The sequence below is a fragment of the Novosphingobium rosa NBRC 15208 genome, assembly GCF_001598555.1.
Taxonomy (GTDB): domain Bacteria; phylum Pseudomonadota; class Alphaproteobacteria; order Sphingomonadales; family Sphingomonadaceae; genus Novosphingobium; species Novosphingobium rosa.
The window spans coordinates 1-23,972 of sequence record NZ_BCZE01000027.1 but is presented as its reverse complement, the minus strand read 5'-3'; the positions used below and the strand labels follow the sequence as shown (position 1 = coordinate 23,972).

Here is a 23,972-nt window from a genome sequence, read left to right as displayed (position 1 = left end):
CGTTTGGCCGGTCCACCGCCGGGATATTGGCCCGCCATGGGCTGACCATCAACGGGGCGGGTTTCAGGCTGGTCTGGGTTCGCATCCCAGGGGCTGGGGCGTGGCCTGATCGGGTTCGAGCCGCCCATTGCGCAGCCACCGCAGGACCGGCACCACCATCAGGGCGCAGGCGGCAAGGCTGACGCCCGCATCCATCAGCAGCGAGCCCGCCACGCCGCCCGCCAGCCGATAGCCATAGCCGTCAAGCGCCTGCATATAGGCGTAAGGCACGATCAGGGCGCTCTGCAGCAGCCCGAACTGACTGGAGGCCAGCGGGTCATCAGGCGCGATCGAGCGGAAGATGATGGCGTTCTGCACCACCTGGGCGCAGGTCTGCGCCACGCATTCGCCCAGCACGGCCAGAACATAGACCGGCGCTGTATGCGGCAGGGGCAGCAGCAGCAGGGTAAAACCCGCTCCCACCGAACCGACCAGCAGATAGAGCAACGGCGCGGGCACCCGCGCCATCACGAGGCGTATCGTCAGCGCCCCCAGCAGCGAGGCCACCATCTGCCCCATGCCATTGGCCGCGCCCACCACACTGGCCGAAGCATGGAAATCGCCGCCCAACCCGCCAAAGGCATTGGTCAGGGTAAAGGCCGCGCAGGGCATGGCGAGCAGGCCCGCAATCCGCAGCACCGGCCCCCGCCGCGCCAGATGCGTGACATCGCGCGCCAGCGTGCCGAAGGTCTCGCGCATCGCCTTGCGGTCCGCCGAGGGCCGGGGCAGGGCCAGCAGGATCGGCAGCGTCATCACGCCGACCCCCACAACCGCCAGCGCCCCCAGCGGCATGGGCAGGTGGGTGAGCAGCCAGAACTGACACATCGCGCCAAGGCTGAACCCCAGCGCGTTGCCGATGCCGAACCATGTGCCGACGGTCTCGTCGCAACTCTTGGGAAGGGCGGCCCCGAGCCATCCCCCGATGGCCGCATTGTAGAGCGAGGTCGCCAGAGCCATCACCGCAAGGCCGGGGGCCAGCAGCGCGCTGGAGGTGGGCAGAAGCAGCACCGCCAGCGCAAGGATGGTGGCCAGCAGCCCCAGCGCGACCGACCACCGCCTGCGGCTCATCGACGTATCGAGCACCGGGGCCAGCGCGAAAGTCGCCAGCGACACCGCCAGCACCAGAGCCGTGATGTTGGCGATCTCCGGTTCGGGTACGCCGCGCGCCGCAAGTTGCTGCGGCACGGTGACCAGCGGCACCGCATAGAGATAGCCGTAAGTGACGTTGGCCAGCCCCATCAGCCAGACCCGGCGGGGGCGTTCGCTTAGCGGATCAGGCACGGGCGGCCTCTCCGGTGCCGGAAGGCCTGATCAAATCCGCGGATGCTTGCCGTCCAGCACGTCCGGACATCATGCCCCCATTCTCTGGCCAAAGCGCTGCCTGCAGCGGCCATTCCCGCTTGCGCACGTCAGTGGAGAGAGGGCGTGCCTGTTTCATTCCTTCAAATCTTTGACTATTTTCCGAAAGGAAACTCCATTGCAGTCCCCGATGAGTCAAGCCCCGGTGGCATGCGATACTTCCACCCGATTGCGTCCTTTCGCCTTGGCCTGATAAAGCAGCGCATCAGCCGCCGCCAGAATGGCCGTGGGGGCGTCCGTTCCGTCCGTGCTGGCGATGCCGATGCTGATCGTCACCGCAAGCTCCGTGTTCTGTTCGGCCCAGTTCCACGCTTCGACGGCACTGCGCAAACGCTCGCATAAGACAGCCGCCTCGGCGCTGCCCATATCCGGCATCAGCAGCACGAATTCCTCGCCGCCGAACCGCGCCAGAAACTCGCTCTTGCGGATCAGGCCGCCCAGAATTCCGGCGATCTGGCGCAGCACCTCGTCGCCCACCAGATGTGAGAAGCGATCGTTGATGCGCTTGAAATGATCCACATCGAGCAGGGCGATGGCATAGGCCGCGCCGGTCTTCTGCGTTTCGGCCAGCGCCGCCTCCAGGGCCCGGCGATTGTAGAGGCCGGTCAGCGGATCTTCCAGATTGGCCTTTTTCAGCCGGTCGGTTTCCTGAGTCAGCTCCAGATTCGAGACTTCCAGCGCCTGTGCCTGAAGGCGCGCCGTTTCGCTCTGGTTACGCAGCTGCTCGGTTTCGTACTGGGTTGCCGCCACACGCGCGCTGCGCTGGGCGGTGTGCGTGCAGTAGCGCACATAATGCTCGTGAAATTCGCGATGCCAGTGCAGGGCCATTTTAAAATCGCCCTTGCGCTCATAGGCTTCGGCCAGGGCCTGACAGCCCGGCACGCCGGATTCCAGATCATTCACCTGATCGGCATGCTCCACACCGGTCTTGAGTGCGACGATCGCCTCGTCGATCCGTCCCTGCGCGATCAGCACCTGCCCGTTGCAGCGATGGTATTGGGTGAGGTCGCGGTCCCCCAGCTCGCCGGGAAGCTGCTGCCAGTGGTCCATATGCGCCATGGCGCGATCGGTGTCGCCCAGATGCAGCGCGAATTCGGCCAGATTGCCGAGGCAGATCCGCGCGCCCCAATGGTCCTGATGCGCCAGCGCCAGCGCCAGCGCCTCTTCGGTGAGGCTTGTGGCATGGTCGACGGTGGCGACCAGATCGCGGCGGTCTCCCTGTGCTGCCTTGATGGCGGCGTGATCGCCCCGGATGCCGCCATCGTTGATCAGCCACCAGCCCAGCGCCACGGGATCGTCAACCGTTCGTGCCAGCGCCACCGCCTGCGTGCTGAAATCGAGCGCCTGCTCGAACTGCTTGTACATCCACAGCACCACGGCCACCGTGTTCTGCGCCAGACACAGCGCCGCCGGATCGCCGGCCTTTTCGGCCTGTCGCAGGGCCTGCATTGCCTCATGCTCGGCGCCGGGCATGCCCATCTGGCACAATTGCCAGGCGTAATAACAGCGGCAGCTCGCCTCGCGGGCCGCATCGCCGGTGACCTGCCAGAGTTCGATGGCTTCCAGCGCATGCACCGCGCCCTGCTCATAGCGAGCGGTCATGAAATAATACCAGGAAAGCTGACTGGTGCTCAGCGCATAGATGTGCTGGGAGCCATTGGCGAGCGCCTCGTTTCTCACCTGTTCGGCAAGCGCGATGGCCGAAATCGGCAGGCCGGACCGCGACAGGCGTTCGGCTTCGGCAAGCCTTTCCCGCGCGATGCCCGATGCGCTGCGCGACATGGCCCGCTTCTTCGGGAAGAGCGAGGCAAGATTGGACGTGCCGGTCGTTAACTGCTCCGAAGATAAAATCATTTTAAAAAACAATCCACTCGCCGAATCGCAACAGCATTTATGATCCAGTTGCGAAGAGTGGCTTGGAACATGAAAATTCTTTCCTAAGATCCCGACTGGGAAATGTCTTAAGAAGGCTCTGTCGTCAGTCCGCCTCGCGCCGAATGAGCATCGGAAGGCGCTTGGATTGTTTGGGTAAAGCGTCCCCGGGATGCCTCATGGCGTGGTTAACATCTTCTCCTTGGCATAAGGGCGTTCGCGCCTATTTTGTCGCCATTCCGGGCATGATGAGCGCAGCCACGGCCCGTGCCGGCGATCGGCACATCATCCATGCGTGCAAGCCTCCCCTGCCACGCCAGTGTGCGTGGCAGGGGAGGCAACGGCGATCAGTCGGCGGTTTCGCTCAGTTGCGCGCCTTCGGGCATTGCGGGCGCCTGCTCCTCGGCGATGGCGCGGTTGATCACCAGCCGTGAGCGGGCGCCACCGGCATCGATGTTGAGCTTGAGCAGCTGGCGCTCGGGATAGTCCAGCAGGTTCTGCTGCTGGCGCTCCAGCATGTCGAGGTCTTCGCTGAAGATCTTGCCCTGTCCTTGGCGGATCGTGTCGGTCAGCGCGGCATTGTCCACGGCGAACTGGCGGGCCATGCCCCAGAAATAGTGATGCGAGGTCTCGGTTTCCGGCGTGATGAAATCAACGACGATGCTGGAGGCCTTCTGCGACTGGGGCGCTTCATAGCCGCCATGCCCTTCCAGCGCGACGCCGACCTCGATCATCACATGGCTGGGCAGGTTGAAGCGGCAGATCTGCCAGCGGTCGACCGTGGCATCCCCCGGCAGCCCGGCGCCTTCCAGCGCCATGCGCCAGAAGGGCGGGGCCTTGACTCCGTCCATCATGCGGCTGGTGATGACCTCCTGACCCTCGACCCGGGTTTTGACCGGGGCTTCGTCGATCTCCTTCTGGCCGATGCTGGAGGCATGCACATAGGTCTCATGGGTCAGGTCCATGAGGTTGTCGATCATCAGGCGATAGTCGCACTGTATGTGATAGAGGCCGCCGCCATAGGCCCAGCCCTCATTGTCGGCCCATTCCAGATGATGCAGCTTGTCGGCAGAGGCCGCCTCGGGATCGCCGGGCCACACCCAGATGAAGCCGTAGCGCTCGATGACAGGAAAATGCCTGACCGCCGGAAAGTTCTTCACGCGCTGGCCGGGCATGTTGTCGGCATGGCCCTTACAGCCCACCGCCAGCCCGTGATAGCCGCAGACCAGCGTGTCATCGCGCACAAAGCCAAGCGAGAGCGGCGCGCCGCGGTGGGGGCAGAAGTCTTCCAGCGCCGTCACCGGCCCCGTCTTGGGGCGGAAGAACACCATGCGATGATTGCAGATGCGCCGCCCGAGGGGCTTGTCCGCCACCTCATCGCTGGCGGCGGCGACATACCAGGCGTTGCGCGGCCAGGGGGTTGGCGCGGGCGCGTCGGACGTCTGGCCGGAATTAGGGTGGGTGGGGTGGGTCACGATGTCATCTCCCGATCAGGCTTTGAGACCCTGATTCTGCTGTGCCCGGTTTGCCGCTCTGTTCTGGCTGGGCGGCATGGACTGTGGAGGGATCATACCGCGCCCGCCGATCATAAGCATCGCACCATCTTTTTATAGTCTGTATAAGCAGTGGAAATGATTCTCGATCTCAATCTGCTGCGTGTGATGGACGCGATTTTTGCCCATGGCTCGATTTCGGGCGCGGCCCGGGCGCTTGGCCTCAGTCAGCCCGGCGTCAGCCTGGCGCTGCGGCGCTTGAGGGAGCATTTTGGCGACGATCTGTTCTTTCGTCAGGGAAGCGTGATGACGCCGACCGCGCTGGCCGAGCAGCTTCGCCTGCCCGTTGCGCGGATCATGGGAACGGTGCGCAACGAAATCACGGTGGCGGGGGGCTTCGATCCGCTGAAGGCGGAGCGCAGTTTCGTCATCAACCTCTCCGATCTGGGGGAATTGTCGTTCCTGCCGGATCTGGTGGCATCCTGCGCCGCCGCCGCGCCAAGGGTCACGCTGCGCTCGGTTGATGTCGGGCTGGATGAACTGCTGCGGGAACTGACCGCTGGAACCATCGATCTGGCCGTGGGCCATCTGACGGCCATGGACAGCACCAGCCTGTTCGAACAGACCCTGTTCGATCACGAGTTCGTCTGTCTCGTGCGTGAGGGACATCCCGAGATCATCGATACGCTCAGTCTCGATCACTATCTCGGGGCCGACCATATCGTGGTGATGCAGCCGGGGCGCAGTCAGGAGCGGTTCGAAAACCGGGTCAGGGAACTGGGGCTTGAGCGCCGGATCGCCTTGCAATCGCCCCATTTCATGAGCGTGCCCTTGCTCGTTTCGCAGTCTGACATGATCACCGTGGTGCCCCGGTCCGTGGGGACGATCTACACCAAGCTGCTGCGGCTCAAGGTCTTGCCGCTGCCCTTTCATGTCGATCCGGTGGAGCTCAAGCAGTTCTGGCATCGCCGCGCCCATGCAGACCCGGGCGTCATCTGGTTGCGCAAGCAGGTGGCCGATCTTTTCCGTGGCAGGAACCCCACGGAAAGCAGCCAGTCGCCATTCTGGTCGGGCTTTCGGGCTTTGCGCTAGTTCTCTGCCGCTATCGCCGGGTTGCGCCGGGCAGGCACAGGCACTGCCGGTGCCATGATGGTACATTCGGGCCATTCTCAAGCAATGTGCTGTAATGGTTATTCTATATTTACCAGAGTAACCGTGTTTAGGTTTTCAGCGCATCATCTGAGTAATTTAACATAGGATTGCGTGCTGAAATGTGCATATCTTGCGATATGACGCAGGAGTCGCCCTTCTGTCCTACCACACTTCGCTTCGCGGCGGCTCTTGCTCGCCGGCGAAGCGAGCGGGCCGCCATGTGCCTTGAACAGAGTGTGACGCTGCAGATGGCCATACAGGCTCTGGAAAGGCTGGCGAGTGATCTGGATGCGACAGCCGAGGAGATGGAGCGCGGCTATCGGGCGGAACCGCCTGAGGAGCTGATCTAGCCTCCGGCTCCGACCCGACGGGCCGGGGATCGAGCGCGCCTTACTGTCGATCCCGGGGCAAGATGCCGATCAGAGTTCTTGCCCCGGCGCCCGTTGTGTCGGAGCCGGGGGCGTCTGTGGGCCGCTCAGCCTTCACCCAGCAGGTGCAGCGCCTTGTTCAGCGGGCAGAGGGCGCCCCTGGCTTCGGCGGCGCAACCGGGGATGGGGATGGCCGCGCGATAGGGCCCCTTGGCCGCCAACGGGGCGGCAGAGCGGATTTGCTCAAGCGACTGGGCGCGATAGGATGCGCGCACATAAAGCTTGCCGTCGCGCGCCTTCACTCGTTCCAGCACGATGGCGCCGCCGGGCGCCGGATCGTCCTGAGCTAGACCCGGCACCTGCCAGTGCAGATCCAGCAACCCGCCCAGATTGGCGACATTGGTGTCATGGCCGGAAATCATCGTGACGGCAGTGCTGCCAGTCAGCCCCTCGCGCATGATCGGCAGCAGGCCCGACAGATTGGCCGAGGCCACCGGGTAAGGCCGCGCCAGCAGGCGGAACTCCAGCGCATGCAGCGCGGAAAGCCGGGCGATCTGCGCCGGCGTCACCCGGCCCCAGCCGACCTGCGCCATGGGCTTGCCCTCGCCATATTCCAGCAGCATGATCTGCGCCACGGTGGAGGCCCGATCCAGCGCTCCCTCCATTTTGGGCCGCTGCCTGGCGCTGGCCGGAGCGATCACGCTGGGTTCCTGACCGATGCCGCAGCTGGCCGAAGGACCATCCTTGCAGAGGATATGATCGGCCAGCGCCAGCAGATCGCGATGCGCCGCCTCGACCGCCGCCATGCCGCCGGGCCCCACGCCCTGCGCCACGGCGGCATCGACCTGCGCCGGGTCCAGCGTGACCAGACCGGCCTGAATGGGGCCGAAGCGTGTGTCCTTGCTGCCCTGCGGCTGGTGATCGCCGGGGATGGCGCAGCCCGGCGCGAAGGCCCTGGCCCAGCTTTTGGCGGTTTCGATGGTGCGCTGGTCGCTGTCGGCCACGATGCGGACCGTCGGGCAGCCCTTCGCTGGGATCACGCCCTGAGCGCGCAAGGTCGCGCCATCGCTGGCGCCCAGCCGCTCGACCGCCAGCGCGCCATGCGGGGACAGGAATCCCGGCTCGACGGGCCATGAGGGCCATGTCTCGGGGGTGACCCCGGCGGGCATGGGCTGGGCCTTGGTGGGCGGGCGCACGCCGTGGCGCATCACGATCACCACGCGCTCCACCGTCAGGCCATCCGGAGCGGGGGCCGCATGCGCGGTCCCCGCCATGAACGCCAGAGCGGCGGTTGCCAACAGGCGGCGCATCAGAAATGCACCTGCACGCCGCCGCGCAGCTGGGTGCCGTAATGCTCACGCTCGATCAGATAGGCGCGGCTGGCGCCCATGTAACGGCGCCACGGGGCGTCGGTCAGGTTCACCGCATCGCCGAAGACGGTGACGGCGGGGATGATCTGATAGCTGACATGCAGGTCCAGCTGGCCATTGGCGTCGGTGTACTGGTCCGTCGCCGCCGAGCCGCCCAGCGTGTCGAGATAGGCCGAGCGGTAGCTGAAGGCCAGTCGCGCGCCGAAGCCGTACTTTTCGTAGAAGAGCTGCGCCGTGCCGACATTCTTCGACTGATAGGCCAGCGGCACCTTGCCGCCGCGGATCGCCGTCGCATTGGCGCTGCCCCACACATGGCTGAAGTTGGCCGAGATGCCAAAGCCCGACAGCGCGCCCGGCAGTTTGGTAAACTGGTGCTGCACGTTGAACTCCACGCCGGTGACATTCTCATGGTCGGCGTTGAAGGGCTGGGTCACATTGGCGGCGCTGTAAAGCACATTGCCCAGCGTGACGTTGTTCTGCAGCGTGGTGGTCGAATAGATCGGATTGTCGATGGATTTCGTGAAGATCCCCGCCGAAACGATGCTGCCCTGCGCCGGATAGAACTCCACCGAAGCGTCGAGATTGACCGAACGATAGGGCTTCAGATTGGGGTTGCCGACCGAAACCGCCGTCGCGGTGGTCGAGGTGTCGGTCACCGTGACATAGGGCGCCAGCTGCGGATAGTTGGGGCGACCGATCGAGGTGGTCACCGCGCCGCGCAGCAGCAGATCCCTGGTCACGTCATATTTGGCGTTCAGGCCGGGGAAGACATCGGTGTAGTTCACCTTGCCGAAGGTGTTGAAACCATCGGTGATCTTCGAGGCGGCATTGACGATCTTGGCCTTGGTGCTGTCGTAGGTGTTTTCGACACGGACACCGGGGATCAGCGTCAGCGCGCCGAATTTCAGCTTCAGCTGGGCATAGCCCGCCGTGATCCGTTCACGCACGTCATAATCGCTGGCCAGCGAGTCCGAGATGTTCCCCGAGGTGGTGGTCGAGCCGGTCGCCAGCGTCGAGAGGTTGCTCATCAGATAGTCGCGCGCGGCGAAATAGTTGATGCGCTGGCCGAAGGAGAATTCATTGCCATAGAAACCGGTGTTGCCGGTGTAGCCGACATTGTTCAGATACCACTTGGTCGAGGTGGCCGAGTAGGTCATCTTGTTGTGATCGTCATTCTTGTGGCGATCGGTGATCTTGGCGCCAATGCTGAATTCCGAACCATCGCCGATCTCTAGCGGATGGGTGTAATCCAGCTTGCCTTGCCACAGCTGCTCATAGGCATAGCGGTTTTCGATGTTGTATTTGCTGAAATAGAAATTGCTGGCATTGCCGAAATAGCCGGCGGTGGCGGGCGTCAGCGTGTAGGGATAGGTCGATCCGTTATAGGCCAGATTGACGCCGCCCTTGGCCGTGGTGAAGGTGAATTCGCTGCGCAGCGGATCCTGCTTGACCGCGCGCGTATAGCCCGCCGCGATCGAGAGCGTGCCGCCCGCCACATCGGAAAAATCGCCGCCCAGCGTGGCGCTTTGCGTGTGGTCGTTTTCCTGGCGCTGGCGCACCAGAACGGTGGCGGTGCCCTTGGTGGGAACGCCGGTGGCGGCGTCATAGGCGGTCACGGCGAGGCGGTTCTGGTCGCGCGTCTCGTGGTCCTGGAATTCGGAATAGGAGGTGCGCAGGTAGAGCTTCACCTTCTCATTGGGGTGCCAGTCGAAATTGCCGACCACCCCAAGGCGCGTGCGCGACAGATTGTAGTCGCGGATGCCATTGCCGTCCGGCGCGCCGGCGGAGGACCAGTTGCTCGATCCCTGATAGTTCTCGCTCTCGATGGGGCGCCTGGAATAGCTGACCGAGACCACCGCGCCGAACTGCTTTTCCGCGCCGAAACGGCCGCCCACCGTGGCGTCCAGATCATAGGGCGTTTTGTTGTTCAGCGTGTAATGCCCCACCGAGGCGCGGGCATCGACGAAGAACATCTTCTTGCTGTCGAACGCCGTCTTGGTGCGGATGGCGACCTCACCGGCGATGGCATTGGCATCCTGACTGGCCAGCAGCGATTTCGACACCGAGACCGACTGGATCATCGCGCTGGGCAGATCGTCCAGCTTCACCTGACGGCCATCGGGCTCGGGCGCGGGCAGGGTCATGCCGTTGAGCGTCACATTCGCCAGACCCGGATCAATGCCGCGGATCACCACATAGCGGCCCTCGCCCTGATCGTTGGCGGCGGTCAGGCCCGGCAGGCGCTTGATGGCTTCGGCGACGTTCTGGTCGGGCAGCTTGCCGACATCGTTGGCATGCAGCGTTTCCACCGTGTTGTCGGCATTGCGCTTTTCGGCGACGGCCTCGCGCTGGGCGACCATGGCGCCGGTGACGACGATGGGATCATGCGCATCGGCCTCGTCATAGGCGGTGGGCGTGGGATCGGGCGCGCCGCCCACGATCACATAGGTGTTATCGCCGGTGGCTTTGGCGGCAAGGCCGGTGCCTTCGAGCATGCGATTGAGCGCCTCGCCCGTACCCATGCGGCCGGTGATGGCATGGCTGCGGCGGCCCTGCGCCACGCTGCCGGAAACGACGATCTGCACGCCAGCCTGTCGCGCGAAGAGGCGCACCGCGCTGGTCACATCTTGTGCCGGCACATTGAAGCTGGAAATCGGGCTGGCGGCCTGAGCCTGCACGCAAGTGGCGGCCAGAGCAGCCAGAGTGGTGGTCGCAACCAGATGGCGACGGAAGGAAAGCATGGTAATCCCCGCAATAACGGCCCGCTTCCGGGCCCTTGCCTGCTCGACAGGGCGGGACGGCATTTCCTTCGGCTTTTATGATTATTTTATAATGCGGATAGTGTCGCCCTGATCGCGCGCCTGAGCGCCGACACTGAGCGCGGCGGTGCGGGCAAAGCCTTCGGGATCGTCGAGGCGGAAAGAGCCATAAAGCTTTTCACCGCCAAGGGCGGCATTGCCGAGCGTGATTTTCAACTGGTTGTGGCGGTTCATCTCATCGATGGCGCTGTCCAGCCGTTCACCGTCCAGTTCGATGCGCCCGCTGGTCCATGCCGTGGCGCGTTCGATGGCGGCGGGGGACAGGGCTTGAGCCACGGGCTCGCCATGACCATCGAAACTGGCGCTCTGCCCGGCGCCCAGCCTCAGCGTGCCGCCCGGCGTGCCGACCTCCACCATGCCTTCGCTGACCAGCACGGTGACGGCATCGCCTCGGCGCACCACCTGAAACACCGTGCCGATATCGGTGATGGTGATGGCGCCGGCCTTTACGAGGAAAGGCCGGCTGGCATCGTGGCGCACGCGCAGCAGGGTGCGGCCTTCCTCCAGCCGCACCACGCGGGCGTCGCTTTCCATCGTCACCTTCAGCCTGGTCTGCGTGTCGAGCGACAGCGAAGACCCTTCGGCAAGGGTGACCTGACGCATCTCGCCCGTGCCGGTGGCATAGCGATCCGTGCCCGGCGCATAGAGCAGCACCGCCGCGACGCCAGCCGCCGTCAGCGCCGCCCCGCCCGCCAGCCAGCGTTGATGGCGGCGCATCCAGCCTTGCGCCCTGTCCCGCCGGGTGGGCTGAGGGGCAGGCCCGGCGTCCGGCACAAGCTGAACCGATGGGGTGAACAGCGCCAGCGTGGCCTGAGCGCGCAGCAGCGCCCCGGCATGGCGCGGGTTTTGCGCCAGCCATGCCTCAAGGCCCTCAGGGGTGGTGTCCGGGTTCGCATCAAGGGCCGCCGCCCAGCGCGCGGCGGCAGCTTCAACCGTTGATGACGAAGTTTCGACGCTGCCTGTCAACGAAGTTCCCGTGTTCCTGAGCCGATCCGGTGTCCTCCCCGGGCAGGCATGCTGTGGCGCGCATTTCGGCCTGAATCAACCTCAGGGCTTTCTGCACGTCATTTTCCACCACGCTTTCGCTGACGCCAAGGCGCGCGGCAATCTCCTTTTGCGAGCATCCCTCCACGCGTTTCAGCGTGAAGATGGTGCGGCACCTTTCGGGCAGCCGCGCCAGCATCTCTTCCACCATGCGCAGCTGCTGACGCGCCGCACAGGCTTCCTCGATGCCCATCGCCTCTGCCTCGACGAAGCTGGAGGCATTTTCCGTAAAATCCTCGAAGCGGATAATCTGCGCGCGGCGCAAATGATCCCGCCAGAGGTTTTTCACCATCTGCATGAAATAGGCGCCGGGCCGCTCGATATGCGCCACGCAGGGCAGGGCGGCAAGGCGGCAATAGGCGTCCTGAATGATGTCGTCGGCATCGCTCTGGCTCACGCCCAGGCGGCGCAGGCTGGCGCGCACGGCCCCCTCCTGAGGCACCACATGCGTGGCGACCCAGCGGATGATCTCTGGCGAGGCGGTAGCGGCAGACATAATACGCGGTCCTGAGGCAGCGGGCCTTTCGTGCCCGCCGCGCTACCGTGGCTTTGCGTAAGTTTGGTGACAGGGTGCTGTCAGTGGATGGTGGCCTTCGTCAAAGGGCCGCCGCGATATAGACCGGATTGCCCACCAGCAGCAGGCGCCCCTGCGCATCGCGCACATCGGCGCGCAGCCAATGCGCCCGCCCGTCCGCATGCCAAGGCGACAGGAAAAGCGATCCATCGCCCGCGAACGCGACCCGACGGGCCGGATCGCTTTCCCCATCGACGATCAGTTGCAGCGTGCCGCTGCTCACCCCTTTGACCTCCACCGCCAGATCGGCGCTGTCGCCCGCATGCAGACGCAGGGTTCCGCCCATATCGGCCTGCTGTGAGCCCGCCCTGGCGGAGAGGTTGAGGATGCGATCGTGCGTGCCCTCCACATCGATAAACACGCGGCCACCGCGGAGCCCGGCCAGCAGGCCATGGACCGAAAGGTCTTGCATATAGACGACGGTGGTGGGCATGCCCAAAGCGCCGGCTTCGGTGGGGGAGCGATCGGCCTCATGGCTGTCGCTGCCGCCGATGCCGGTGACATGTGCCCCGCTTTTCAGCAGGCGGTTCCAGTAAGCGAAGCCTTGCAGCGGGCTGTCCGCCGCGCCGGTTTCGCGCATGGTGCCGCCATTGACCACTTCGACGGCATCGGCTGCGCCTTGCGGCAGATCGTCCACGCGCCAGCCGCAGCCCATGCAGATTTCGCCCGAAGGCGCGCCGGGGTGATTGATCGAGACGATGCCGCCCTCGGCATGGGCGGCGTCGATCCAGCGCCGCGCCTGATCCCAATTGGGCGAGCCCATGCGGAAATCCAGAACATCGGTGGGGCCGAAGACATTGCTGTGGCCCCAGAAAGTGGTGATCTCGCGCCCGGGCACCAGCAGCAGCCTGTCGAAGGCGGGCTGCAGTTCGCGCAGGGCGTTGAAATTGGCGGTGCTGTTGTGATCGGTCAGCGCGATGAAATCGAGCCCGCGCGCGGCGGCGGTTTCCACGACGCGATAGACCGGGCAGGAGACGCTCTTGCCCGATTGCGCGCGGCAATGGCCGTCGCTGTCGCCGCTGTGCATATGCAGGTCGCCGCGATACCAGCCGGGATGGTTTGTCAGCGGCGCATCGGCGAATTCGGTGATCTGCGGCGCGCGTTCGATAAAGATCTGCGCCCGGTAATGGGTTTTGGCCCCGGGTCGAATGTTGGGCGCGCCAAGGATCAGGTTCCAGCGCCCGGCGGGCAGGGGGCCGGGTAGATAGCCCTGCGTGGCGTCTTCGGTGCTGAGCGTCATATGGTCATGCGCGCCGCCGCCCCAGCCACGAAACCTTTGCGGATCGCGCAGGCCCAGATCGATCACGCTGTGCTGGGCGCGATCATAGGTGAAGCGGATGGTGACGCGCGTGACGCCTGCGGGCAGGTCAAAGGGCAGTTCGGTGTAATGTTCGAAGCGATCATGGCCGAGGTCCCCTTCGAGAACCTGCCATGGAGCGCCCGCCTCCACTTTTGCGGGTGTGGGAGCCTGCGCCCAGGCTGCCGCAACCGACAGACCAAGGGCGCAGGACAAAGCGACAAGAGCGGAGGCAAGACGCATGGGCATGGCTCAGAACTTGTACATCACGGCGCCGCGGAAATTCCGCCCGATCAGCGGCCGCGCGATGAAGGTGTTGGCGCCCGCATCGCCATTCTGCAGCTCGCCCGCGCGCGGATTGCCCTCGGTCAGGCCCAGCGAGTTGTTGAGATTGTCGATATAGCCATAGACCGAAAGGCGCGGCGTGATGTCGAAACGGGTGCTGACATTGATCGTGCCATAGGCGGGCAGTCGCACCGAATTGGCGGTGTCGACATAGCGCGCGCCCTCATACTCCCACGATCCCTGCACGCGCAGGCGGCCATGCAGCAGGTTGAAGCCCGGCACGATGCGCAGGCTGACCTTGGGCACGCGGATCAGCTGGTTGCCGGTGTAATTGTTGGTTTTGCCCGAGGCATCCACATAATTCAGTCCGCGATATTGCGGATCCTGCAAGGTGGCCGTTCCCGAAAGATCGAACCAGCTGGCGGGGCGGATCGTGCCTTCCAGCTCCACGCCTAGGGTGCGCGTGTTGGCATAGAGCGCCTCGGTCACCGAAGCGCCGGTGTTGAGATCGAAGCGATAGTTGGTGAAGGAGATGTTGTTGTATTTGGTCCAGAAGCCGGTCGCATAGAGGTCGAACAGGCGGCTGGCGTATTTCAGGCCGATCTCGCCCAGATCCATCGTCTGGGTGATGGGCGTGGCGGTGGGGCTGGTGATGTAATTGCCAAGGCTGGGCATGCGGTTGGCCGCCGTGAAGCGCGCGAAGGCCCCGGCCTTGCGGGTGATCTGATAATCCAGCCCCACCGTGTAGGTGGCATGGCTGAAGGTGTTGTCATAATTGGCGTAAAGCCCGCTGCCGGTGATGATGGACGAGGTGGCGGGCGTGCCCAGATTGGCGGTGGTCTTCAGCGCCACCGTGCCGCGCGCGCGCATCGTTTCCCAGCGCACGCCGCCATCGAGGCGCAGCTTGGGCGTGATCTGCCACTCATCGCCCAGATAGAGCGCATTGGTGGTCTGCTCCCCATGAGCGTCTTCCCACTCATAGCCATATTTGTAGATGCCGTGATCGGTGAAGGTCTTCACCACATTGCCCGCATTGTTCACCGCCACCAGATCGAGCAGCCGCGCATTGTTCTGCACATCGAGCAGGGCAGTGGAGGAATAGCGGCTGAAATTCTCGTCGAGATGCGCGAAATAATAGCCGAAGGTCAGATCATGCGTGGTCGAACCCATGTGGAAACGGTGCGAGACATGGGTGTCACTCATGAATTCATTGACCGGCATGGTGATGCCGCGCAGGCCGCCCACGATGACCAGCCCGTTACCGTTCTGATTGGCGGTATCATAGACCTGCCCCGAGGTGGCATAGCGCAATTGCAACGCACTGGCCCCCGGCGCCTGCGAGAGCAAGCCGGACTGCTGCGATAGCAAACTGGAGGCGCTTTGCAGCGTGTTGGGATAGACGCCGTTGCGCTGGGTCCAGGTGCTGTCATAGCGCGAGGTGTTGCTGATCTTCCAGCCGTCCCACGGTTCGAAATCGAACTTGCCGGTGATCTGGGTGCGCTTCACCTGCGTGCCCAGGCTGTTGTCGAAGTTGTACCTTGTGCCGTCGCCCTCGATCATGCTGATCTTCTCGGTTTCGGGCCCGGCCACCGTGCCGTAATTGCCGCTGAAGCCGGGCACGGCGCGGATCTTGCCATCGGGATAGGTGCGCATGGGAATGCCAGTGTAGAAGGCCACGATGTCATCCAGCCGCTTGACGTCCAGACTGAACTTGGCCCGGTTCCACTCGCGCGAGACGGTGGCGCGGATCTGCCCGCCCCGGTTGCCGGTGAAGCCCGGATCGCGCACGCCCCCTTCGGAGCGGTAGAAGCCGCCCAGCGCGACTTTCCATTCGCCCACCGGCAGGCCCACCCAGAAATCGCCGCGATAGAGGCTGTCGGCCCCCAGCGTCATCTTGACCAGCCCCTCGGCGGTGTCGCCCACCTTGCGCGGGATGAAGTTCACCGCGCCTGCCGGAGCGTTGGAATAGAACAGCGAGGCCGGGCCGCCACGCACCACCTCGATGCGCTCGATGGTTTCATCGAGACGGAAGGCCTGATCGGCGTTGAGATAGCCCAGCGCGGGATCATGCTGCACCGGAATGCCATCCTCCAGCAACTGGATCGAGCCATAACCATCGACCGGCACGCCGCGTGCCCGCACATTGCCGCTGGCCTCGCCCCCTGAGGACTCCACCCAGAAGCCGGGCACGGATTTCAGCGCCTCGGTCACGCTGGTGGGGGCCTGCAGGCGCAGCGCTTCCTCATCGATGCGGGTGACCGAATAGCTCATCTGCGCCTTGGTGCGCTCGCCGATGCCGGCGCGGCCCGTCACGATGATGTCGGTGGACTGGCCGCCCTGCGCGGTCTGGCCATCGGTGGGCGCGGCATCGCCGGCCAGCGCCGGATGGGCCCCCAGCAAAGCGATCAGCGAGGAGGTGACAAGCAAGGATTTCATAAATGCCCCTTTGAACCTGCGGTCATGCCGGGCCGCCATCAGCGGCGATTGTCCGGTCATGCCTTCGGGGCGCAGACGGGGGCGTGCAGGCTTTCCACTACCCGCTTCGGCGAAAAAATTGGCGATGTGCGAAAGATTTTTTAGCGGCGCCGGATGTCAGATTTCTGTCACGCAAGCGCCCTAAACGGTGCCGCGCATCGCTCCAGACCGGGGTGGTGGCAAAGGATGGAGAGGCGCCTGTGGCCTGGCTGCGCGACATCGACGTCTGGTTCGCCGATCATGTTTTCGCCTTTCACCAGCAGACCCGCCGCTATGCGATGAGCCTGCTGCGCGACGAGGATGAGGCCGAGGAGCTGGTGCAGGAAGCCTATGCGCGGCTTTTCACGCTGGAGGACTGGCGCGGCATCGCCAACCCTCACGCCTACACCTTGCGCATCATCCGCAATCTGGCGGTGGAGCGTTTCCGCCGCGCCGATGTGGTGCGGATCGATCAGGGCGCCGCGCTGCAGATGCTGGAGGTGCCCGATGACGATCCCACACCGGACCGGGTGGCGATGGACCGGGCCGAACTCCATCAGGTGGCCCAGGCCATGGCGGAGATGCCGCCAAGGATGCGCGAGGCGCTCACGTTGCGAAGAATTGAAGGGTTGCGGCCCGGGCAGGTAGCTGAAACAATGAACATCTCCGTCTCCACAGTGGAGACACATCTGGTCAAGGCCCTTCGTTTTCTGATGCAGGCAGTCGACCGACACGGCAAGAAAGCGGATACGGAGCAGTCAAGGGCATGGGAGAAGGCGGAAAAACTGGAACGGAGCTGAAGGAGGAAGCCGCCCGCTGGCTGGTCGCGCTCGATTGCGGCACGGCTGACGCGGAGGCTTTCGAGGCCTGGCGCCGCACCAGCCCCTTTCACGCCTCGGCCTTCGCTCAGGCGGCGGCGGTCTGGCGCAGCACGGGCGACCGGCGGCTTGCGGGGATGATCGATCAGCCGGTTGTGGAAGAGGCGCCTGTTCAGGAAGAACTGCCCGCGCGGGGTGTTTCGCGTCGGGCGGTGGCGGGCGGTGCTTTCGCCGCCTTGTTGGGGCTGGGCGGTGTGGGCGGCTGGCTGGCCATGCCCGGGCGCGCCTATGCCGCCACCGGCGTGGGCGAGCAGCGCAGCATCCGTCTGCCCGATGGCAGCCATGCCATGCTCAACACCGACAGCAAGGTGTCATGGCGCTTTGGTCGCCAGCGCGAGTTCTGGATCGAGCAGGGTGAGGCTGCGCTGACCGTCCGCCCCGATGCCGCCGCCTTTATGCTGCACAGCGCACCCCTTGCGGCGGAACTGAGCAGCGGCAGTTTCAACCTGCGCCTGATCGGCAAGGAAGGCCATCTGCTGGTGCAGAGCGGTCAGGCGCGGCTGGATACAGGGGAAAGGCTGGCGGCAGGTCAGATGGCCACGGCGAAAGCGGGCTCCATCATCATCAGCGATGCGCCTGCCGATCAGATGAGCGCTGCCACCGCATGGCAGCAGGGCAAGATTGCCTTCAACGGCATGCCGCTGGGGCGGGCGATCGCCGAGTTCAACCGCTATCTGCCCGGCAAGATCGTGCTTCAGGATGCCGAGCTGGGCGAGACGCGGCTGGGCGGCGAATTCCGCATCGACGATCCCGACCGCTTTCTGGCCGCGCTGTCCGCCGGTTTCGACATCGCTCATCGCCAGCAGGGCGACCGGATCCTGCTTTATCGCAAGCCGCCGGGGGCCTGAACCCAGACCTGTCACGCCCTGGCAGCATTTGAACGCCATGCGCGGGCGCATGAAGGGACCGGGGCGTCACCACAGAATCAGGGTGAGAGGGCGAAGGGCGCACAGCGCTTCCCGGCGCGCCATGCTCTGTGCGCTGGCTCCCGCCCTGCTGATCGCGGCGCCGGCCCCGGTTTCTGCCCATGCCGCGCCGCCCGCCTCGGCGATCGGCATCGATCTGCCCGCCCAGCCGCTGGCCCATGCGCTCGACAGTCTGGCGCATCAGAGCGGCTGGGAAATCCTCTATCCCTATGCCACCGCTGCCGCGCGGCGCAGTGTGGCGGTCCATGGCCACATGCCGGTCGCCAGCGCCCTGCGTCATCTGTTGAAGAACAGCGGCCTGGAGATTGCCAGCATTGCCCCGGGCACGATCATTCTGCGCGCCGCGCCATCACGCAAGGCGGAACCGGTCGTTCACCCTCCGCGCCTATCTCCGCCTCCGCCCATTGCTTTGCTACCTTCGGCCGATATTCTGGTCACAGGCCGCGCTGCCCAAGGCGCGCTGGCCCAGACCGAGCTGAGCTACGCCGTCACCCGCATTGATGCCGATGCGCTGCACCGCAATGGCCCGCTGCCCTCCACCGCCGATCTCTTCCGCCAGATCCCCGGCTTCTGGGTTGAGGCCACGGGCGGCGAGGCCAGCAACAACATTCGCGCGCGGGGCATCCCCACCGATGGCTATTCCTCGGTGGCGATGCTGGAGGACGGGCTGCCGATCCAGTATGATGGCGGCCTTGCCTATCTCAACACCGATCAGATCATGCGCGTCGATTCCACCATCGAACGCGTGGAGGCGGTGCGCGGCGGCCCCTCGGCGATTTTCCAGCCCAATGCGCCGGGCGGCAGCATCAATTTTCTCACCCGCAGCGGGCTGAAGAATCCGGGGCTGACGGTCTCCACCACGCTGGGCAGCGCGGCCTATCGCCGGGTCGATGGCTATTGGGGGATGCGGATCACGCCGGAACTGGGCCTGTCGCTGGGCGGTTTCTATCGCCGGGACAATGGCTTGCGTAATCCGGGCTATCCGGCGGATGAAGGCGGGCAGATCCGCGCGGGGCTCGATTATGACAGCGGGCGGTTGCAGCTTTCGCTCAATGGCAAATGGCTCGATGACCGGGTGATCCTCTATCTGCCGGTGCCGCTTCAGGCTGACGGGCAGGGCCGGGTGCAGGCGGTGCCCGGCTTCGATCCGCTGTACGATACGCTGGCCGGGCCGCAGCAGGTGCATGTGCCCTTCAAGACGGCGAACGGCCCTCAGGATTTCGATCTCTCGCAGGGGACGCATAGCCGCATCGGCTTTCTCACCCTGCGCGCGCGGCGGACGCTGGACGCCCATGGCGCGCTGGAGATCAAGAGCCGCTTGCGCAGCGGCACCACCCTGCGCAACGGGCTGTTTCCCGTGGGGCAGCCGGTGACGGGCAGCAGCTATCTGGCCGGCATCTGGCCGCAGCTGTCCTCGGCCTTTCCTTCCGCTGCCAGCGCGGCCATCCGCTATGCTGGCAGCGATCAGCCCTTTCTGCCCGGCAGCAATGGCAACGGGCTGGTGGTGGGCGCCAACCTGCTCTCGGTGCGCATGCCCATGACCGAATGGATCACCGATGCGAGGCTGATCCAACGGGTTGACGCCGCCGGCCATCACGATCTGGCGCTGGGCCTGACCTTCGCCGACACCAGCCTTGGCTTTGCGCGCAGCATGAGCACCGCCTTGCTCGATGTGCGCGGGCAGGCGCGACGGCTCGATGTGGTGGCGCTGGATGGCGCCGGGCGGCAGGTGGGGGCGCTGACCGACAATGGCTTCACCCGCTACGGCTCGATTTTCGACAATGCGCATCTGCATACCAGCAATCTGGCGCTCTATCTGGCCGATGAGTGGAAGCTGGGGCGGCGCTGGCGGGTCGATCTGGGTGGCCGATGGGAGCAGACGCGGATCGGCGGCCGCATGGAGAACGCCGCCGCCGTCAATCTGGGCGACGCCACCACGCTGGCCGATGATGCCGTGCTGACGGGGACCGGCCAGTTCACCCCGATCCACCGCCGCTTTTCAGGGCTGAATGCGACGGTGGGCGTCAACTATCGGCCTGTTTCCACCCTTGGCCTGTTCCTGCGCTACACCCGGATCAACCGCCTGCCCAGTGCCAGCGAATTCACAGCCATGCCCAACCGCAATGACGAGGCCGCAGTCCCCATCACCATGGCCGAGGCCGGGATCATCGCCGAGCACCCGCGCTGGAACCTTTCCGCCGTGGGCTTCGCCACCCATTTCGCGCGGCTGCCCTTTACCGATTACCGCTTCGACACCGCCAGCAACGCCTATGTCGAAACGACCTCCATCGCGGACACCAGCACCCTCGGGCTGGAACTGTCAGGCCATGCCGAGCTGCTCGGGCCGATGTCCATCGATATGCAGGCAACGCTGCAGGATCCGCGCTATCGCAATTTTCATTATGTCACGCTGATGGGCGGCCAGCCCGTGGCGCAGGATGCCACCGGCAACCAGTTGATCCGCGTGCCCGTGCTGGCCCTGCGCGCTGCCCCCGGCCTGACGCTGATGGGCGGCAGGCTGCGGCTGGGCGCGGAGCTGGCGTATTATTCCGCCCGCTATGCCGATATCGCCAACAGCCAGCGCCTGCCACCTTATGCGCTGATGAACGCTACGCTGAACGCCAGGCTGAACGAACATGCGACGCTGGCGCTGAGCGCGACGAACCTCACCAACGCACTGGGCGTGACCGAGGGCAATCCGCGTGCGGGCTCCTTCAACGCCGGGGGGCTGACCAGCTTCTTTCTGGCCCGCCCCGAATTCGGGCGCGCGCTGCGCATGACCCTTTCGGTGATCCGTTAGGCGTTGAAACCGGAACCTTTGACCTTGCGCTCAGCGCTTGATGGTCAGCGCATCGACCAGCGCGCGGGCTGTCGCGAAGGAGGAGCCGGGGTTCTGCCCCGTGATCAGCAGCCCGTCTTGAACGACATAGGAGCCCCAGTCCGGGCCGCGCGAAAAGACACCGCCCTTGGCCTTCAATTCGTCTTCGACCAGAAAGGGGACGACGTCGGTCAGGCCGACGGCCTCTTCCTCGCTGTTGGTGAAGCCGGTGACCCGCTTGCCCTCGACCAGCGAACGGCCTTCCGGGGTTTGCCCATGGCGCAGCACGCCGGGGGCATGGCAGACCAGCGCGGTGGGCTTGCCGGAGGCCAGAAAAGCTTCGATCAGCGCGATGGACGTTGCGTCCTCGGCCAGATCCCATAGCGGGCCATGGCCGCCGGGATAGAAGACCGCGTCGAAATCGCGCTGGTCGACATCCGCAAGGCGCAGCGTGCTGGCCAATTGGGCCATGGCGGCGGCATCGGCCTCGAAGCGGCGGGTGTCGTCGGTCTGGAAGGCGGCTTCGTTGCTCTTGGGGTCGAGCGGGGGCTGGCCGCCCTTGGGCGAAGCTAGCGTGATCTGCGCGCCAGCCTGCTGGAAGGCGTAATAGGGGGCGGCCAGCTCCTCGATCCAGAAGCCGGTTTTGTGGCCCGTGTTGCCGAGCGTGTCATGCGAGGTGAGAACCATCAGGATTTTCATGTCGGAACTCCTTGCCGTCTGCGCCGCATGAGGCGGCGGGGGTGGTTAAATTAGACCGGTCGTCTTGCGATTTGGACCGGTTGGCGCCGATGCTGTTATCAAACGAAACGCGGTGTCGCTGCCGACAGCGACTCAGATAGCCATATATAGACCGGTCGTCTAGTAAAATTTCTTGCGGTGCGAATTGACCTGATATCGTGAGAGATGGGCATCAATATCCCATGATTTCTGAGTGGGGTGATTGCTATCCTCAGGCTTCCATTTTTGAACCGACTGGTCTATGAGTGAGGAAGGAAAGGTTGCGTACATGTCGGTGATGGAAAAGGATACACGCAGCGTCATTCTGGCGACAGGGCAGGCGATCATGGGCCGTAAAGGCTTTTCCGGCGTCGGCCTGATGGAAATCCTGGCCGAGGCGGGTGTTCCCAAGGGCTCCTTCTATCATTATTTCAAATCCAAGGATGCCTTTGGCGAGGCCTTGCTGGACGCCTATTTCGCGGACTATCTCGCCGCGATCGACGCCATTCTGGCCAAGCCGGGCCTGACCGGCGCCGAGCGGCTGATGCTCTATTTCGCCAATTGGCGCGAGAATCAGAGCACCTCCGACTGTCAGGGGCGCTGCCTCGCGGTCAAGCTGGGCGCCGAGGTTGCTGATCTGTCGGAGCCGATGCGGCTGGCGCTGAAAGCGGGCACCAACGGCATCATTGGCCGGATGCAGATCATGATCGAGGCTGGCGCGGCAGATGGTTCGCTGCGCGTGCCGGGCCAAGCGGCGGATCTGGCCGCGACGCTCTATTATCAGTGGCTTGGCGCCAGCGTGATGGTCAAGATCCTGCGCACGCATGATCCGTTTGAGAAGGCCTTGGAGGCCACGCGGATGGCGCTGGGCATGCACGCTCGATAGTCGCGCTCCGTCTCCGCCATGGCGGGCGGTTCAGCCGCAGCAATGGCGTGGCCACCGACGATCCAGATCCGGCCAATGATGCCGTGGACAGGCGCCCCGGCCTCGCCAGCCATATCGACATAGCTGACGGCCCGAAGATTTTGCTCCTGCATGCATAATTGATTTGATGGCAAAGCGGTTCGATTCTATAAAAATGCATCTTGGTATAGAATCTTGAAGGGAAGAACGGATGGCTGAAGCCTATATCGTGGCCGTGGCGCGCTCGGCGGGCGGCAAGCGGGGCGGGCGTCTGGCCGGGGTGCATCCGGCCGATCTGGCGGGCAAGGTGCTGTCCGCGCTGATCGAGCGATCCGGGATCGACCCGCTGCTGGTCGAGGATGTCATCATGGGCTGCGCCTGCCCTGGCGGCGAGCAGGGCGCCAACATCGCCCGCAACGCCGTGCTGGCGGGCGGCCTGCCTGAATCCGTGCCCGGCACGCATGTTGACCGGCAATGCGGCTCCTCGCAGCAGGCGGTGCATTTCGCGGCGGCCACGGTGATGGCGGGCATGATGGATGTGGTGATCGCGGCGGGCGTGGAAAGCATGACCCGCGTGCCGATGGGCCTGCCCTGGACGCTGGCCGCCAAGCACGGTTTCGGCACCTATCGCAGCCCCGGCATCGATGAGCGCTATGGCGCAACCCCCTTCAGCCAGTTCGGCGGGGCCGAGATGATGGCGCGCAAATATGGCCTCTCACGCGAGGTGCTCGATGCCTATGCGCTGGAAAGCCATCGCCGCGCCGCCGCTGCGGCTGAAGGCGGAAAATTCGATGCCGAGATCGTGCCGCTGGAGGTGGTCACCGCCGAGGGCGAGACCGTGATCCACAAGGTGGATGAAGGTATCCGCTTCGACGCCAGCCTCGAGAAGATTTCCAGCGTCAAGCTTTTGACCGAGGGCGGGGTGATCTCCGCCGCCAACGCCAGCCAGATCTGCGATGGCGCCGCCGCCGTGCTGGTGGTGAGCGAGAAGGCGCTTAAAGCTCTGGGCCTCAAGCCACTGGCCCGCCTGCACCAGATGACGGTGCTGGGCCACGATCCCATCATCATGCTGGAAGCGCCCATTCCCGCCACCGAACTGGCGCTGGGCAAGGCGGGGCTGAAGATTTCCGACATCGATCTGTACGAGGTGAATGAGGCCTTCGCCCCGGTGCCTCTGGCCTGGCTGCAGGCTCTTGGCGGCGATCCGGAGCGCCTGAATGTGCATGGCGGGGCGATTGCTCTGGGGCATCCGCTCGGTGGGTCGGGCGCCAAGCTGATGGCGACGCTGGTCAGCGCTCTGCATGACCGGCAGGCGCGTTATGGGCTGCTGACCATGTGCGAGGCGGGCGGGATGGCCAATGTGACGATCGTGGAGCGGTTATAAGAAAGGGAAGTTTCGCCTCCGGCGGGCAAAGGGCCATCGCCCTTTGCAATCCCTTTATCTCTCGCGGCGATGGTGTCGTGAAAACGCGGCGGACAACCGGTTCCGCGCCTTGATTATAAAAAGCCTGCGGCGCCTTCTTCTTTGGCGCCGCAGGCTTTTAAATGTTCAATGCTGCGCCGATCAGCCATCGCCGAACCCGATGCACCACGCAGACATTCA

17 protein-coding genes are annotated in these 23,972 nt (G+C 64.7%); 7 read left to right on the top strand and 10 right to left on the bottom strand.

Going from position 1 to position 23,972, the window contains the following annotated elements; translation table 11 throughout:
* Nucleotides 1–63: 63 nt before the first annotated feature.
* The 3 genes from SR3_RS11180 to SR3_RS11170 all read right to left on the bottom strand — a co-directional run bounded on the left by SR3_RS11180 (nt 64) and on the right by SR3_RS11170 (nt 4,745).
* Nucleotides 64–1,320: an MFS transporter gene (locus SR3_RS11180; protein ID WP_157098792.1), complete on the bottom strand. Its 1,257-nt coding sequence runs from the start codon at nt 1,318–1,320 to the stop codon at nt 64–66.
* A gap of 213 nt (nt 1,321–1,533) precedes the next feature.
* The gene (locus SR3_RS11175; RefSeq protein WP_068085396.1) at nt 1,534–3,180 is read right to left on the bottom strand and encodes a tetratricopeptide repeat-containing diguanylate cyclase; all 1,647 of its coding nucleotides are present in this window, start codon (nt 3,178–3,180) and stop codon (nt 1,534–1,536) included.
* A 437-nt stretch (nt 3,181–3,617) separates the two neighbouring features.
* On the bottom strand, nt 3,618–4,745 hold the full coding sequence (locus SR3_RS11170) for an aromatic ring-hydroxylating oxygenase subunit alpha (protein ID WP_068085394.1): 1,128 nt from the start codon (nt 4,743–4,745) through the stop codon (nt 3,618–3,620).
* Nucleotides 4,746–4,901: 156 nt separating this feature from the next.
* Between SR3_RS11170 and SR3_RS11165 the strand changes: the two genes are divergently transcribed.
* Both SR3_RS11165 and SR3_RS32640 read left to right on the top strand, forming a co-directional pair.
* The gene (locus SR3_RS11165; protein ID WP_157098790.1) at nt 4,902–5,855 is read left to right on the top strand and encodes a LysR family transcriptional regulator; all 954 of its coding nucleotides are present in this window, start codon (nt 4,902–4,904) and stop codon (nt 5,853–5,855) included.
* Nucleotides 5,856–6,133: 278 nt separating this feature from the next.
* Nucleotides 6,134–6,265, top strand: coding sequence for a hypothetical protein (locus tag SR3_RS32640; protein ID WP_281198721.1), 132 nt, complete (start codon nt 6,134–6,136; stop codon nt 6,263–6,265).
* A 125-nt stretch (nt 6,266–6,390) separates the two neighbouring features.
* Here SR3_RS32640 and SR3_RS11155 read toward each other — a convergent pair whose 3' ends face one another.
* The 6 genes from SR3_RS11155 to SR3_RS11130 form a co-directional block, all read right to left on the bottom strand.
* Complete coding sequence (locus SR3_RS11155) at nt 6,391–7,593, bottom strand: histidine-type phosphatase (protein WP_068085386.1); 1,203 nt, start codon at nt 7,591–7,593, stop codon at nt 6,391–6,393.
* Nucleotides 7,593–10,394, bottom strand: coding sequence for a TonB-dependent receptor (locus tag SR3_RS11150; RefSeq protein WP_068085383.1), 2,802 nt, complete (start codon nt 10,392–10,394; stop codon nt 7,593–7,595). The genes SR3_RS11155 and SR3_RS11150 overlap by 1 nt, the downstream gene beginning before the upstream one ends.
* Nucleotides 10,395–10,475: 81 nt before the next feature.
* Nucleotides 10,476–11,438: a FecR family protein gene (locus SR3_RS11145; protein ID WP_068085380.1), complete on the bottom strand. Its 963-nt coding sequence runs from the start codon at nt 11,436–11,438 to the stop codon at nt 10,476–10,478.
* Nucleotides 11,401–12,012, bottom strand: a complete 612-nt coding sequence (locus tag SR3_RS11140; RefSeq protein WP_084455412.1) for an RNA polymerase sigma factor — start codon at nt 12,010–12,012, stop codon at nt 11,401–11,403. Before SR3_RS11140 ends, SR3_RS11145 begins: the two co-directional genes overlap by 38 nt.
* 100 nt (nt 12,013–12,112) lie before the next feature.
* On the bottom strand, nt 12,113–13,630 hold the full coding sequence (locus SR3_RS11135) for a CehA/McbA family metallohydrolase (protein ID WP_068085377.1): 1,518 nt from the start codon (nt 13,628–13,630) through the stop codon (nt 12,113–12,115).
* A 9-nt stretch (nt 13,631–13,639) separates the two neighbouring features.
* The gene (locus SR3_RS11130) at nt 13,640–16,108 is read right to left on the bottom strand and encodes a TonB-dependent receptor (protein WP_245653872.1); all 2,469 of its coding nucleotides are present in this window, start codon (nt 16,106–16,108) and stop codon (nt 13,640–13,642) included.
* Between the two features lie 239 nt (nt 16,109–16,347).
* On the opposite strand from SR3_RS11130, the gene SR3_RS11125 reads away from it, so the two are divergent.
* The 3 genes from SR3_RS11125 to SR3_RS11115 all read left to right on the top strand — a co-directional run bounded on the left by SR3_RS11125 (nt 16,348) and on the right by SR3_RS11115 (nt 20,730).
* Nucleotides 16,348–16,926: an RNA polymerase sigma factor gene (locus tag SR3_RS11125; RefSeq protein WP_068085370.1), complete on the top strand. Its 579-nt coding sequence runs from the start codon at nt 16,348–16,350 to the stop codon at nt 16,924–16,926.
* Nucleotides 16,893–17,852: a FecR family protein gene (locus tag SR3_RS11120; protein ID WP_068085367.1), complete on the top strand. Its 960-nt coding sequence runs from the start codon at nt 16,893–16,895 to the stop codon at nt 17,850–17,852. The genes SR3_RS11125 and SR3_RS11120 overlap by 34 nt, the downstream gene beginning before the upstream one ends.
* Nucleotides 17,853–17,973: 121 nt before the next feature.
* Nucleotides 17,974–20,730, top strand: coding sequence for a TonB-dependent receptor domain-containing protein (locus tag SR3_RS11115; protein ID WP_068085365.1), 2,757 nt, complete (start codon nt 17,974–17,976; stop codon nt 20,728–20,730).
* Between the two features lie 30 nt (nt 20,731–20,760).
* Here SR3_RS11115 and SR3_RS11110 read toward each other — a convergent pair whose 3' ends face one another.
* The gene (locus SR3_RS11110; RefSeq protein WP_068085362.1) at nt 20,761–21,447 is read right to left on the bottom strand and encodes a type 1 glutamine amidotransferase domain-containing protein; all 687 of its coding nucleotides are present in this window, start codon (nt 21,445–21,447) and stop codon (nt 20,761–20,763) included.
* Nucleotides 21,448–21,754: 307 nt separating this feature from the next.
* Here SR3_RS11110 and SR3_RS11105 point away from each other — a divergent pair, with 307 nt between their 5' ends.
* Nucleotides 21,755–22,351, top strand: a complete 597-nt coding sequence (locus tag SR3_RS11105) for a TetR/AcrR family transcriptional regulator (protein ID WP_068085359.1) — start codon at nt 21,755–21,757, stop codon at nt 22,349–22,351.
* A 229-nt stretch (nt 22,352–22,580) separates the two neighbouring features.
* Nucleotides 22,581–23,753, top strand: coding sequence for an acetyl-CoA C-acetyltransferase (locus SR3_RS11100; protein WP_068085356.1), 1,173 nt, complete (start codon nt 22,581–22,583; stop codon nt 23,751–23,753).
* Nucleotides 23,754–23,972 lie beyond the last annotated feature (219 nt).

What these genes read in the sequence shown, in the direction of transcription:
- SR3_RS11165 (WP_157098790.1), top strand. Translation starts at nt 4,902, where the DNA reads ATGATTCTCGATCTCAATCTGCTGCGTGTGATGGACGCGATTTTTGCC.
- SR3_RS11120 (WP_068085367.1), top strand. Translation starts at nt 16,893, where the DNA reads ATGGGAGAAGGCGGAAAAACTGGAACGGAGCTGAAGGAGGAAGCCGCC.
- SR3_RS11100 (WP_068085356.1), top strand. Translation starts at nt 22,581, where the DNA reads ATGGCTGAAGCCTATATCGTGGCCGTGGCGCGCTCGGCGGGCGGCAAG.
- SR3_RS32640 (WP_281198721.1), top strand. Translation starts at nt 6,134, where the DNA reads ATGTGCCTTGAACAGAGTGTGACGCTGCAGATGGCCATACAGGCTCTG.
- SR3_RS11155 (WP_068085386.1), bottom strand. Translation starts at nt 7,593, where the DNA reads ATGCGCCGCCTGTTGGCAACCGCCGCTCTGGCGTTCATGGCGGGGACC.
- SR3_RS11110 (WP_068085362.1), bottom strand. Translation starts at nt 21,447, where the DNA reads ATGAAAATCCTGATGGTTCTCACCTCGCATGACACGCTCGGCAACACG.
- SR3_RS11115 (WP_068085365.1), top strand. Translation starts at nt 17,974, where the DNA reads ATGCTCTGTGCGCTGGCTCCCGCCCTGCTGATCGCGGCGCCGGCCCCG.
- SR3_RS11150 (WP_068085383.1), bottom strand. Translation starts at nt 10,394, where the DNA reads ATGCTTTCCTTCCGTCGCCATCTGGTTGCGACCACCACTCTGGCTGCT.
- SR3_RS11135 (WP_068085377.1), bottom strand. Translation starts at nt 13,630, where the DNA reads ATGCGTCTTGCCTCCGCTCTTGTCGCTTTGTCCTGCGCCCTTGGTCTG.
- SR3_RS11130 (WP_245653872.1), bottom strand. Translation starts at nt 16,108, where the DNA reads ATGAAATCCTTGCTTGTCACCTCCTCGCTGATCGCTTTGCTGGGGGCC.
- SR3_RS11175 (WP_068085396.1), bottom strand. Translation starts at nt 3,180, where the DNA reads ATGTCGCGCAGCGCATCGGGCATCGCGCGGGAAAGGCTTGCCGAAGCC.
- SR3_RS11140 (WP_084455412.1), bottom strand. Translation starts at nt 12,012, where the DNA reads ATGTCTGCCGCTACCGCCTCGCCAGAGATCATCCGCTGGGTCGCCACG.
- SR3_RS11105 (WP_068085359.1), top strand. Translation starts at nt 21,755, where the DNA reads ATGTCGGTGATGGAAAAGGATACACGCAGCGTCATTCTGGCGACAGGG.